The 12803-nt window shown below is 47.0% G+C and carries 12 protein-coding genes; 8 read left to right on the top strand and 4 right to left on the bottom strand.

The features are described from left to right. Window positions 1–48: 48 nt before the first annotated feature. Window positions 49–708, bottom strand: coding sequence for a DUF1287 domain-containing protein (locus tag HMPREF2726_RS08250; RefSeq protein WP_003757490.1), 660 nt, complete (start codon window positions 706–708; stop codon window positions 49–51). A 459-nt stretch (window positions 709–1167) separates the two neighbouring features. On the opposite strand from HMPREF2726_RS08250, the gene htpX reads away from it, so the two are divergent. The 4 genes from htpX (at window position 1168) to rlmB (ending at window position 4171) form a co-directional block, all read left to right on the top strand. Then, window positions 1168–2007 carry a protease HtpX gene (gene htpX, locus HMPREF2726_RS08245; RefSeq protein WP_039863116.1) on the top strand — a complete coding sequence of 280 codons (840 nt, stop codon included), beginning with the start codon at window positions 1168–1170 and terminating at the stop codon, window positions 2005–2007. 307 nt (window positions 2008–2314) lie between these two features. Next, window positions 2315–3025, top strand: coding sequence for an AzlC family ABC transporter permease (locus HMPREF2726_RS08240; protein ID WP_070602947.1), 711 nt, complete (start codon window positions 2315–2317; stop codon window positions 3023–3025). Next, window positions 3022–3330, top strand: a complete 309-nt coding sequence (locus tag HMPREF2726_RS08235; protein WP_070602945.1) for an AzlD family protein — start codon at window positions 3022–3024, stop codon at window positions 3328–3330. Before HMPREF2726_RS08240 ends, HMPREF2726_RS08235 begins: the two co-directional genes overlap by 4 nt. A gap of 91 nt (window positions 3331–3421) precedes the next feature. After that, on the top strand, window positions 3422–4171 hold the full coding sequence (gene rlmB / locus HMPREF2726_RS08230) for a 23S rRNA (guanosine(2251)-2'-O)-methyltransferase RlmB (protein WP_070602943.1): 750 nt from the start codon (window positions 3422–3424) through the stop codon (window positions 4169–4171). 88 nt (window positions 4172–4259) lie between these two features. Here rlmB and HMPREF2726_RS08225 read toward each other — a convergent pair whose 3' ends face one another. Further along, window positions 4260–5213 carry an L-lactate dehydrogenase gene (locus HMPREF2726_RS08225; protein WP_070602941.1) on the bottom strand — a complete coding sequence of 318 codons (954 nt, stop codon included), beginning with the start codon at window positions 5211–5213 and terminating at the stop codon, window positions 4260–4262. 646 nt (window positions 5214–5859) lie between these two features. Here HMPREF2726_RS08225 and HMPREF2726_RS08220 point away from each other — a divergent pair. From HMPREF2726_RS08220 to HMPREF2726_RS08205, 4 genes are all read left to right on the top strand, one after another. Beyond that, window positions 5860–7383, top strand: coding sequence for an AAA family ATPase (locus HMPREF2726_RS08220; RefSeq protein WP_070602939.1), 1524 nt, complete (start codon window positions 5860–5862; stop codon window positions 7381–7383). Beyond that, window positions 7380–8252, top strand: coding sequence for an HNH endonuclease (locus HMPREF2726_RS13880; RefSeq protein ID WP_148132497.1), 873 nt, complete (start codon window positions 7380–7382; stop codon window positions 8250–8252). Before HMPREF2726_RS08220 ends, HMPREF2726_RS13880 begins: the two co-directional genes overlap by 4 nt. 237 nt (window positions 8253–8489) lie before the next feature. After that, a complete protein-coding gene (gene ygiD, locus HMPREF2726_RS08210; protein ID WP_070602934.1) occupies window positions 8490–9275 on the top strand; it encodes a 4,5-DOPA-extradiol-dioxygenase in 786 nt (261 codons plus the stop codon). Window positions 9276–9281: 6 nt separating this feature from the next. Next, a complete protein-coding gene (locus tag HMPREF2726_RS08205; RefSeq protein WP_070602933.1) occupies window positions 9282–9863 on the top strand; it encodes a DsbA family protein in 582 nt (193 codons plus the stop codon). Between the two features lie 214 nt (window positions 9864–10077). Here HMPREF2726_RS08205 and HMPREF2726_RS08200 read toward each other — a convergent pair whose 3' ends face one another. Then, complete coding sequence (locus HMPREF2726_RS08200) at window positions 10078–11004, bottom strand: aldose 1-epimerase (protein ID WP_070602931.1); 927 nt, start codon at window positions 11002–11004, stop codon at window positions 10078–10080. Between the two features lie 77 nt (window positions 11005–11081). Continuing rightward, on the bottom strand, window positions 11082–12674 hold the full coding sequence (locus HMPREF2726_RS08195) for a vWA domain-containing protein (RefSeq protein ID WP_070602929.1): 1593 nt from the start codon (window positions 12672–12674) through the stop codon (window positions 11082–11084). Window positions 12675–12803: the final 129 nt, after the last annotated feature.

Raw genomic sequence — 12803 nt, 5'->3', positions numbered from 1 at the left:
TCGCCTTGTCCTGATTTAAATTTAATTCACTATAACACGATGGAAAATTTACTGAACAGGAAGCCTGAAATGTCCGGTAATGGTATAGCGGTAGAGGATGTCGTCTTCGCGGGTTCCCAAACCGATATTGTGGATAATCAAGGGTCTGTCTCCGATTTTGCGGTCGGAGACGATGCCGATGTGGGGGCGGTTGCCTTTAAGCTCCCAAGTCACAATATCGCCTGCCTGATAATTCGTATCCTGTACCGCCCAGCCTTGGCGTGTGAAATAAGTCATGAGGTTGGGTACCCGGCGGTGGTCGATGTTGGCATCGGGTTGTTTCAAGCCCCAACGATTGGGATAGGCGGAGAAGTTCCGGCTCATGTCTTGATGGACAAGTTCTTGCAAATCCATATTTTGGTCGCGCAGGGCGCGGATGATGACGTCGGTGCACACGCCTTTTTTCATCGGTACGTCACCCATCGGATATTTGAGTTTGGTGTAGGCAGAGTCATAACGCAGGGTCTTGCCGATTTGGTTGCGCGCAGATTGGACGATTTTCGGGGATGGTCGGTCGGGTTGGGTAATGGATTGTGAAGAACCGGTACGGATAAGTGGGATGGTCGGACCGTAAGGGCTGTGATAAAACCAAAAAGCCGCAGCCGTAATCAAGGCAATGGCAACCGCAATGCTGGCAAGAACGAGATTGAGGGAGGTTTTGCGTTTCATGATTTGCGCACGGATTTAATGTAAATGTTATATTCGTTATTTATCAGATTTCGGGGTAGGGTGGCAATCAAAAGAGGAGTAACGGTCTTTATTAGGTATATTCGGACGGGTAATCAATACGTTTTTGAGGGGAAAATGGCATTTTGTTAACGCTAAATCTCCTGTTTAGTCAAAATGATACTTTGGTTTTGCATACCTTTTCCAAGTACGGCATTTTAGAATCCGCCTCTTTTTGAGAAAATACCGCAGCATTAGCAGTAATGCGGTATAAGTCTTACAGCCTGATTGTGAATTCGCTCGAAAATTTTAGGGCAAACCGATAATTTGAATTCCAACCGGTTTCGATATAAAGCGTAGCGTGCAAAGTAAACTTCAATATTTTGATGTTGTTTAATTTTGTTGTTCTTTTATATCAATCAAAAACATAAACCAACCATACCCAAAAAAGGAATCTCCCCGGTGAAACGAATCTTCTTGTTTCTCGCAACCAATATTGCCGTTTTGGTCGTCATCCGCGTTGTTTTGGCCGTACTTGGCATACACAGTACGGATCAGGTCGGCAGCCTGCTGGTGTACTCGGCCGTCGTCGGCTTTGCCGGTTCGATCATTTCATTATTGATGTCCAAATCCATCGCGAAAAACTCAGTCGGTGCGGAAGTCATCGTGCAGCCGCGCAATCAAGTGGAAGCGTGGTTGTTGGCGACTGTGGAAGCACAGGCGAGGCAGTGGAGCCTGAAAACGCCGGAAGTGGCGATCTACCATTCCCCCGAACCCAATGCCTTTGCAACCGGTGCCACGCGCAACAGTTCGCTGATTGCGGTGAGTACGGGTTTGCTCGAGCGCATGACGCGGGACGAAGTCGAAGCCGTTTTGGCGCACGAAATGGCGCACGTCGGCAACGGTGACATGGTTACGCTGACCTTGATACAGGGCGTGGTCAATACGTTTGTGGTTTTCCTTGCCCGCATCGTTTCCGGCATGATTGCACGCAACAACGACGGCAGCACTTCGCAAGGCACATATTTTTTAGTCAGCATGGTATTGCAGGTCGTGTTCGGCTTTTTGGCAAGCATCATCGTGATGTGGTTCAGCCGTCAGCGCGAATACCGTGCGGATGCAGGCGCCGCCAAACTGGTCGGCGCGCCCAAAATGATTGCCGCGCTGCAACGCTTGAAAGGCAACCCGAGCGATTTGCCGCAGCAAATGAATGCGATGGGTATCGCCAGCGATGCCAAAGATTCTTTGCTCAGCACCCACCCCTCTTTGGAAAACCGGATTGCCCGTCTTAAAGCGTTATAATCAGGGTAGGGATTCACATAATGGAAAGATGATCGAAGGTCGTCTGAAAATGTGAATCGCCCAACCAACTTCGGATATTCTTGAAAACCTGTTCATTCGGTTTGTATCAGCCGGATTCTGTCATATTGCAGAATCCGGCTGTTTTCATTTCAAGCTGTATTTTTGGGTGTTCCCGTAAATGGACCTGAAAGCAATACGGCGTTTCCTTGTTTGCGATTTTGTCTTGCCCTCCTGATTGTTGACGATTTCACTTATAATACCTTCCCTCATTTTTCATCTTCACACTCTATTTAAATTTCTCAACAAAATGACACACCCAAATTCCCCGCAATCCGAATTTTTACGCGGCATCAAAGAATGTTCGCCCATGCTTATCGGGCTTTTGCCGTGGGCGCTGATACTAGGCGTACAAGGTGGACAGAAAGGGATGAGTTGGCTGGAAATGCTGATGATGACGGGCATGAACTTTGCCGGCGGCTCGGAATTTGCAGCGGTCAACTTGTGGGCAAACCCGCTGCCGATACTGATCATCGCTACCGTTACCTTCATGATTAATTCGCGCCATATTTTGATGGGGGCGGCAATCGCGCCTTATATGCGGGATATGCCGCTGAAAAAAGCCATGCCCGCGCTGTTTTTTATGTGCGACGAAAGTTGGGCGCTGGCGTTTGCGGAAATCCAAAAGCGCAAGGCGATGGGGCTGCCGGCATTCAATATGCCGTTTTATGCGGGCGTGTGTTTCATCCTCTACACCACTTGGATTGGCTTTGCGGCGTTTGGCGCGGCGGTCGGACCGATGTTCGGCGATGTCGCGGCATGGGGCTTCGGCATGGCGTTTCCCGCCGTGTTTTTGGTGCTGCTGCGTGGTATGTGGAAAAGCTTTAAGGCAGCACGCCCTTGGTTCGTCAGCCTGATTGTGGCGGGGGGGACTTATTTGTCGGTGGACGGGCATTGGTATGTGCCGATGGGTGCGATTTCCGGCCTGCTTGCCGCCTATCTTTGGGGAGAGAAGGAATGAAGGATTTGCTCTCTTGGCAGTCGTTCCTGCTGTTTGCCAGTATGCTGGTGGTAACGTATTCCACCCGCCTTATCGGTTTTTTCGCCTTGCGCAACCGCACCTTAAGCCGCCGCGCACAAATCGTGATGGAAGCCGCGCCGGGTTGCGTGTTGATTTCCGTCATCGCGCCTTATTTCGTGTCCAACAAACCGCACGAGTTGATTGCCATTGCGCTGACCGTGCTTGCCGCCAGCAGGTTTTCTATGTTGGTTACCGTGTTGATCGGTGTGGGCAGTTCTGGGCTGTTGGGGTATTTGATGCGCTAGGCGGCTGCGTTTGAGTGAAACCGGTTACACCTGCTTTCAGACGACCTTATCTTGTTATAATGTCGTCTGAAATTTTTTATAAAGCAAAATCATGGCAAACCAAAGACTCATCTACGGCTTCCACGCCGTCAACGCCCGCCTGTGGCAAAACCCGAAATCGATTACCGAACTCTACGTCCAAGAAGGCAAAAACGATGCCCGCACGCGTGATGTAGTGGAGAAAGCAGCAAACGAAAACGTGCGCGTACACTTCGCCGACGCCGACCGCCTCAACGCCATCAGCAAAGGCGCGCGGCATCAGGGCGTGGTCGGGTTTATCGACGCTTCCAAAAACCACGTCCACCTCGAAGACGTATTGGAAAACCTGAGCGAACCGCCGTTGCTGCTGATACTCGACGGCATCACCGACCCGCACAACCTCGGCGCGTGCCTGCGTACCGCCGACGCAATGGGCGTACACGCCGTCATTGCGCCGAAAGACAAAAGCGCGGGACTGAACGCCACCGTCAGTAAAGTCGCCTGCGGCGCGGCGGAAACCGTCCCCTACATCACCGTAACCAACCTCGCCCGCACACTGCGCGAGCTGAAAGAATACGGCATCTGGATCATCGGCACCGACATGGGCGGCGACGCCGACCTTTACCATTGCGACCTGCCCGACAGCGCGGCATGGGTGATGGGCAACGAAGGCGAAGGCATGCGCCGCCTGACGCGCGAACATTGCGACATGCTGGTGTCGATACCCATGTTCGGCACGGTCGAAAGCATGAACGTCTCCGTCAGCGCAGGCATGGTGTTGAGCGAAACGCGCCGGCAAAGAGTGTTGAAAGCAGAAAAATAGGACTTAGGTTTGTGAACGGAAAACGTCGTCTGAAAACCAAATTTCCAGTTTTCAGACGACGTTTTGTTTTACTTAGAGGCGATTCTATTTATCCGACCATTTCATCGACTTTGCGTTGATAGCTTTTCAACAGCTCCGCCGAGTGGGCAAAGCGTTCGGCTTCGTCGTCGGAAAGTTGCAGGTCGATGATGCGGACCGCGCCTTGGCGGTTGACGACGGTCGGTACGCCGATATACACGCCGTTTTGTCCGAACTCACCTTCAAGCAAGGTGGAAACAGGCAATACGACGCCTTGATTGTGCAGGATGGCGTTGGAGATACGGCTCAAACCCATGCCGATGCCGTGGCTGGTTGAGCCTTTGGCGGCGATGACTTCATAGGCGGCATTGCGCACGGTGTTATAGATTTTGTCCATACGCGCCTGTCCGTCTTCTGATTGTTCCAACATCTTCTGAACCGACATACCGGCGATGTTGGCGGTACTCCAAAGCGCAATGATGCTGTCGCCGTGTTCGCCGATCATCATGGCATCGACGCTCCAAGGCGCGACGTCGAATTCGTTGCCCAGACAAACGCGGAAACGGGCGGAGTCAAGGATGGTACCCGAGCCGATAACGCGCTCTTTGGGCAGGCCTGAAAAGCGCAGGACGGCATAAGACAGTACGTCCACGGGATTGGAGGCAACCAAGAAGATGCCGTCAAAGCCCGAAGCCATGACTTTCGAAACGATGTCGCGGAAGATGCGCAGGTTTTTGTCGATTAAGTCCAAACGGGTTTCGCCGGGAGCCTGCGCCGCGCCGGCGCAAATACACACGATGTCCGCATCCGAACAATCATCGTAATCGCCGACGTAAATACGCGCGGGCGAGGCGGCATAAGGCATTCCGTGGCGGAAGTCGCGCGCTTCGCCTTCCGCGCGCGTGCGGTTGATGTCGATTAAAACCATGTCGTCGCACAAGGCTTGGTTGAGCATGGAATAGGCATAGCTGACACCGACCGCGCCCAAGCCCACAACGACTACTTTGTTACCAACTTTTTTCATGTTTGTTCCTGTTTGTTTGTGAATAGGAATTATTAATAACACTTGGACAGGGTGGCGTCAAATTTCAGACGACCGAGGTTTTGAAATGCTCAAAAAATGGGCGGAAACCGGCGTGCAAAACGACACTTGCCAAACCGTGCAAAACGACCTCATCCAAAAGACAGCGGTTTAGTGCATATCGTGCCACGCATTAAAAATGCCAAATCTTACACCTTCCAACCATAAAGATAATGCCGTCAAACCCATCAGTTTAGATGTCTAGCTACTTGCCGCACCAAGCTTTTGGGATGCAGAGATCCCGTTCGAAAGAAATCGTATTCTCACCGAATTCAAAGGCACACCGACCGAACAATATACCTTGCAAAACTAATTGCTACGTTACTAAAGATAATTCAGTCCTATACTGGGAAATCGGAAAAGACACGGTAGAATTGGATTTTGCGCTGCAACACGGGCAAAATGTTGTGTCAAGTGAAGTGGAAAGTAGATGAGAATTTGAAAACAAAGAGCTTGAAAGTTTATGGGAAACAAACAGTTTGCACCCAAAGAGGCATTACACTTTCAATGGCGGATTGTCGTGATTAGGATTGGATGGTAAATATCCATTATATGTTGTGAATTCAATATAATTAATCAAGGAATAATGATGAACTTTTTATTATTAGATAGAAATGAAAGACTTCCTTCTAATGCTAGAAATTTAGTCTGTTTAACTTACGATAATTGGAATGACTATTATTATATTACTATGTTTTTTATGAATTATATCGATGAATATGGAAGTGTTCATCCTATTGGTAATATTAAAATTGGATTTAAAGGTCAAACATCTGAAACTTCTACTTATAAGAAAATCATAGAAATATGCCAGGGGAAAACTTTCAAATCTCTACCTGAAAATTTTTTCTCTTTGGCTGAAGATGTTGAGTTCTACAATTCAATTATGAAACTCCCAAAAGAAGCAAGAGAATATATATTAGGAAATTTAAATGATGTTGCTTATAAATCTAAATTATTCGAACAATTTGAGAATGAGGTTGTTTTCCAAACCTCATTAATGAGAGATATAAGAGAAACAACAGTTAAAGAACAATTTAGAAGAGTTTTAAATGGTAAATCACCTTTAACTGATTTTAGGTTTTCTTTTATTCGTCTTGAAAAAGAAAACATGGGAAATATCAAATTAGATTTCAATGTAAGCGCAAACTCAACACCGAGTACCAATATTCATGCAATTATTGGTAGAAATGGTGTAGGAAAAACAACATTATTGAACGGAATGATTAAATCATTCACAAAACAAGATTATGATGATGGTGGATTTTATACTTCAGATTTTCTTAAGAAAAAAATTGACAATGATTATTTTAGCTATTTAGTAGCAGTATCTTTCAGTATTTTTGATCCATTTGTGCCAAATCATGATGATCTAAAATATTATTCTTACATTGGGTTAAAAGAATCAGACACACGATTAAAAACGCCAAGGGAGTATTTTGAACAGGATTTTTGGAAATCTTTTCATGAATGTAGGAGTTTTTTTGCCAAGAAGGAACGTTGGCTTAATGCTATTAATAACCTTGAGTCGGATGATAATTTTGCAGAAATGCATCTAAGCAATTTAATAGATGAGAAGATCTCTAAAGATAAGGTTTTAAAAACGATTGGAAGAATGAGCTCTGGACATGCATCGGTTTTACTAATTATTACCCAGCTAGTAGCTAAAGTTGAAGAAAAAACATTAGTTTTGCTTGATGAACCTGAAAGCCACCTTCATCCACCGTTATTATCTGCTTTTGTTCGTGCTTTATCTGATTTATTAGATAACAGGAATGGAGTAGCCATTATTGCTACACATTCTCCTGTTGTATTGCAGGAAATACCAAGATCTTGTGTTTGGAAAATAGAGCGGACAGGAAAAGTTACAAATCCTTATAGACCTGATATTGAAACATTTGGGGAAAATGTTGGTGTTCTAACGAGAGAAGTCTTTAGTTTAGAAGTGATTAAATCAGGCTTTCATAAATTATTGACTGAAATAGTAGCCACAGGAAAATCATATGATGACATAGTATCTGAATTTGGTAATCAGTTGGGAACCGAAGCGAAGATTTTATTAAAAACTTTAGTACGAATTAGAGATGATAGAGATGGAGGGAACCGCCAGTGATTCGCTTAAATTTACCTTCTGAACTCCTAAATTATTCAAATATAATTGAAGAGTGTTGCAGTCGAAATACTCAATACACAAGTGATGTATTATCTAATAAACAATATCTATTGGATATAGGGAATGATTATGAAGAATATGCACGATTAAATAATTTATACAGGTTTGATACAGATTTTCCTATTGAACCAGATGGAGTAATTTGTAATACATTGAGTAATTCTCATATGGTTAAATTATATGATTATTGTCTTCGTGATTGTCGTAGCGGAGGAGTATACGATGCTGTACTTAATTCAGCTAAAAATCCTAAAATAAGATGTCCATTTTGTGGAGGAATTAACACTCCATCACAAATAGATCATTTTTTACCAAAATCAAGATATGGACATTTTTCAGTATTTCCTTATAACTTAATTCCCGTATGCAAAGATTGTAATACAGAATTTAAAAAAGAATTTTTCCCTACAGAAAAAAATAAACAATTAATTCATCCTTACTTGGATGAGGATTGTTTTTTTAACGAACAGTGGTTGTATGCGGAATATATTGATGATGGAACTGATTTTGGAACAGTTTGTTATTATCTTGTTCCACCAAATGATTGGTCAGATGATAAAAAGGATAAAATCAAATTTCACTTTGAGAAATTTCATTTGGCAGATAGATTTTCTGTATCTTCCTCTGGAAGTTTATCTGATATTTGGGTCCAAATGAAAAGCCATAAAATGAATGGCACACTTATGGATGATTTTGAAAAATGTAATATAGACTCTGTTATTGAAAACGAAAGTAGAGCTAATCATTGGAAAAAGGCACTTTTCCAAGCAGTTAAAGCTAAACTTTCAGTAATTTGGAGAAAAATATAAAAAAGATTTTCCTTATGACTAAAAATACAGCTCGATGGGATTAGCTTCAACACTTTTTAAGAAGTAAACCAAGGTCGTCTGAAACCATTTTCAGACGACCTATTTTTAACTTTGCAGCAAAGCCAAAGAACATTTCATCATTTCCTACTGGGAAAATATGTTGTTCATAAATTGAGATTTATTGCTTAATCATTTATCCGTACAATCTGCCTCATCAAATATTTTAAGGAGGCAACAATGAAAAAAATGCCTGTATTGTTTGTCGGGCATGGCAGTCCGATGAATGTGTTGGATAAGGAAAATCCTTTCAACCAAAATCTCAGCCTGATTACGCAAAAATTTGCCAAACCGAAAGCGATTTTGATGATTTCGGCGCATTGGTACAGCAGCCGTTTGCAGGTTACATCGGGCGAACATCCTGAAATGATTTACGATTTTTACGGATTTCCTGAAGAGCTGAGCCAAGTGCAGTATCCTGCGCCCGGTTCGCCTGAATTGGCGGAGCAAGTGCGCTCGTTATTGCAGCCGGAAAATGTCGGGCTGAATCCGACGCGCGGTTTTGATCACGGCGCTTGGGCGGTGTTGAAATTTCTGTATCCTGATGCCGATATTCCTGTGGTGCAGCTCAGTCTCAACCGCTTGCAGTCGGCAGAATGGCATTTCAATTTGGCGAAAAAATTATCCGCTTTGCGCGAACAGGGTGTGTTGATTATCGGCAGCGGCAATATTATTCATAATTTGAGCGTGATGAGCAGGGCGCATATCAATCAAATCGGCGCGGGTTATGATTGGGCGTTTGAGTTCCGCGAAGCGGTCAATCAGGCGATTGTCGAGCGGGATGACGATACTTTGATTCATTACGAACGGCTGGGCGAAAAGGCGATGCTCTCCGTGCCGACTCCGGAACATTATCTGCCTTTTCTTTGTATTATGGCATTGCGCGAGCCGGATGATGCCATTACGTTTTTCAACGACAACCTTGTTGTCGGTTCGCTCAGTATGACTTCGCTTTTAGTGGGGTAAAAAAATATGGCAGCGCAAAAGATTCTTTATTTGTTTGATCCGCTTTGCGGATGGTGTTATTCCGTTTCAGACGGCATTTCAAAATTGGCGCAAACTGCTGATGTCAAATTTGTTCCGACAGGCTTATTTTGCCGCGACAAAATCATGTCGCCCGATTGGGCGGAACATGCTTGGGAAAACGACCGGCGTATCGCCAAGCTCACAGGGCTGCCGTTTAGCGAAAATTATCGCCAAAACATTTTGCAGCAGCCGACCAATTTCAATTCTTTCGCCTTGGTGCAGGCTTTAACGGCGGTGCAAACTACCGAGCCTGCGCGCGAACCGGAAGCCTTGCGTGCTTTTCAAAAAGCACGTTACGAAGAAGGTTTGGATACGGCAAAATTGGATGTATTGGCAGATGTTTTGCGCCAAATCGGCTGTCAGCAAGCGGTTGGGATTTTAAAAGATCGTGCAACCGAACAGCTTGCCAAACAGCGCATTGCTGACGGCGCCAATCTTGCGCAACAGTTTGGTGTCAGCGGTGTGCCGTTTGTGGTGGAAGAAACCGGGCAAGGTTGGAGGCAAATCCGCACGGAAAGCTTGTGGTAAAAGGAAGGGGCGAAAGCCCTTTTTTACAGCCGTAACTGGCTGTTTTTGATTTTTCAGACGACCTGTTGTGTCGTAAAAGTAGAGGGTGGATTTGAGTTGCTTGCTATATATGCGGAAGCAAGAAACCAGTGCATCAGTTGATTAAAAGGTCGTCTGAAAACCTGATTGGGCGTTTTCAGACGACCTTTGCTTTGCCGGTAAAGATTCGGGCTGCTTACGGACGGTTGGCTGCGATATGGTAGCGCGTTTCAAATACGGCTTCTTCTCCCGCGTTCAGCTTGATTAACCCTAAGCCGTTGTTAAAACAGTCGGGTGCGCCGCTGAGGTTTTCGATGGCGATGGTGTCGCGGGTCGATGGGGTGAAGATTTGCAGGTAGGGATAGGATGCGTCGGGGTAAATGTTCAGGGTCAGTCCGTTGCCTGAAAGCGTACAGGCGGCAGGTTTGCTGCGTGCCAAGACAAAGCTGTTGTCCAATTCGATGCCTGCCAAGCTTGAGGTCGTCTGAAAACGGGTGTCGTCAATCATGCTGCCGTCGGGAACCAAATCGGCATCGAAGCCCAAGCGTTTGCTGCTGTCGATTTCCAGTGACCAATCGTCGGTTTTGCCGCCCAGTGTGAAATAGGGGTGCCAGCCGTCTGCGAGCGGCATGGCGGTTGCGCCTTGGTTGCGGACGGTGGAGCGGATGCTTAAGCCGTCTGCGCTGAGGCGGTAGCGGACGGTCAGGCTGAAGGGGAAGGGGTAGCCGCTGTCGTCTTGCGCGTAATCTGCACGGATTTCGACTTCGGCGGATTGGCCGTCGGCATGGCTGTTGACGAGGGCGAACTCGCGGTCATACATCAAACCGTGTGCCGCGTGTTCGGCGAGTTTGAATTTGCCGCACTGATACGCTTTGCCGTCAAAGCTGTATTTGCCGTGGCGCAGGCGGCAGGCGTACGGGCTGAGCTTGCCGCTGCGGAACCATTCGGTCAGGCTCTCGCGGGCGTGTTGCGGGGTGTCGTAGGCTTTGACGATGTTGAACCATGTGCCGTCGGGGCGGCGGATTTCGTAGCGGTTGAGCAGCCCGCCGTAGAGATAAATTTCCGCGCGCAAATCGGCTGAGGCGAGCAGCAGGCGGTCGTTGTCGGTTTTGAGTGTGAACATGAAGCGGCTCCTGATGGTGGTTGAGGCAGGGTGTATAAAAGGTCGTCTGAAAAGTTTTCAGACGACCTTTTGAGATTTTACTCTTTAACTAAAGGACCTGATGTTCCTCCGTGTCCGGCGGCGGTGCGCACCAGTTGGAGAAATTCGGATTTCAGATCGAACGGGTCATCGCCTTGGACTTTTTGTGCCATGTTTTCGATGTCTCTCCAATTAAGTTTGCCGTTGTATTCGCCGCCGCGCAAGGCTTGGGCATAGGAAGCGGCGGCAAGAGCGAGCAGGGTGTCTTTGTCGGCTTGGTCAAGCGGTTTGCTGCCGACGGGGACGGCTTGCTGCATCAATTGGCTGTCTTTTTGTCCGGGCAGTTTGTAGCGCACTTTGACAAAGGCGTATTCGTTTTTGCTGCCTTTAGCGGCTGGGGCTTTTTGATAGCGCGATTCTTCTAACCAGCCTTGTTTGCCCTGCGGGATGATTTCATAGAGGGCGGTCACGCTGTGGCCTGCGCCGATGTCGCCCGCATCTACTCTGTCGTTGTTGAAGTCTTCATTGCGCAGGGTGCGGTTGGTATAGCCGACCAAGCGGTATTCTTTGACGGTAGCAGGGTTGAATTCGACTTGGATTTTGACATCCTGCGCTACGGTGGCGAGTGTGGAGGTCAGCTGCTGTTGCAGGACTTTTTTCGCTTCTTTTTCGTTGTCGATGTAGCTGTAATTGCCGTCGCCTGCATCGGCGATTTGCTCCATCATGTCTTCATTGTAGTTGCCCATGCCGAAGCCCAAGGTACTGAGTGAAACGCCGCTTTTGCGTTTTTCGGCAACCATGGATTTGAGGGTTTCGGTGTCGGATACGCCGACGTTAAAGTCGCCATCGGTCGCCAGTAGGATGCGGTTGATGCCGTTGGGTACGAAGGCTTTTTGCGCTTGCTCATAAGCCATTTGCAGTGCGGATTCGCCGTCTGTCGCGCCGCCTGCACGCAGTTTGTCGATGGCGTTCAGGATTGTTTCTTTATCTGCACCTGAGGTGGGTGGGAGTACCAGATCTTCGCCTGACGCATAGGTAATCAGGGTCACTTTGTCTTGCGGGCGCAGTTGTCGGGTCAGGATGCGAAGGGTTTTTTGAACCAGCGGCAGTTTGTTTTCCTCATCCATACTGCCGGATACGTCCACAAGGAAAACGAGGTTGGCAGGTGGTAGGTCTTTCTTCGCGGTGTCTTGTGCTTGGATACCGATTTTGATGAGTTTGGCTTCAGGTTGCCACGGTGAATCAATGGTTTCAGTGTGAACGGCAAATGGACGGTTGTCAGTAGGCAGTGGATAGTTGTAGGGGAAATAATTGATGATTTCCTCAATCCGTACAGCATCTTTGGGCGGCTGTTGGCCGCTGTTCAGGAATCGGCGGACGTTGGCGTAGCTCCCGGTATCGACATCGATGCTGAATGTGGATACAGGCTCTTGGGCAACGGATTTGACTGGTTGGTCGGGTTGGTCTTGGTAGCGTTCGGTGTTTTCTGCAAGAGGCAGATTTTCTTCAGCAACGGCGGCAGTAGACAGTGCTGCGTTGGGTGGACTCTGAAGACTTTCAGGTGAAGAACTTGAGTGTTCGAGTGGACCGGAACACGCGGCCAAAGCTGCTAACGTGAGTATGGAAACGGTTTTTAGAAAAAAACGGGGCATGATTCAAGCTCCATAGAAATATCACATGCTGATTGTTAAAAGTATTGATAGCAGTGTATTGGCAGATTCAACGATAGTGCAGGGTCACTTTTTATTTGGATTTTATAGTGGATTAACTTTAAACCAGTA

The organism is Neisseria sp. HMSC074B07 (assembly GCF_001810355.1).
Classification (GTDB): domain Bacteria; phylum Pseudomonadota; class Gammaproteobacteria; order Burkholderiales; family Neisseriaceae; genus Neisseria.
The sequence above is the reverse complement of the archived record's forward strand: the minus strand, read 5'-3'. Positions and strand labels throughout refer to the sequence as shown.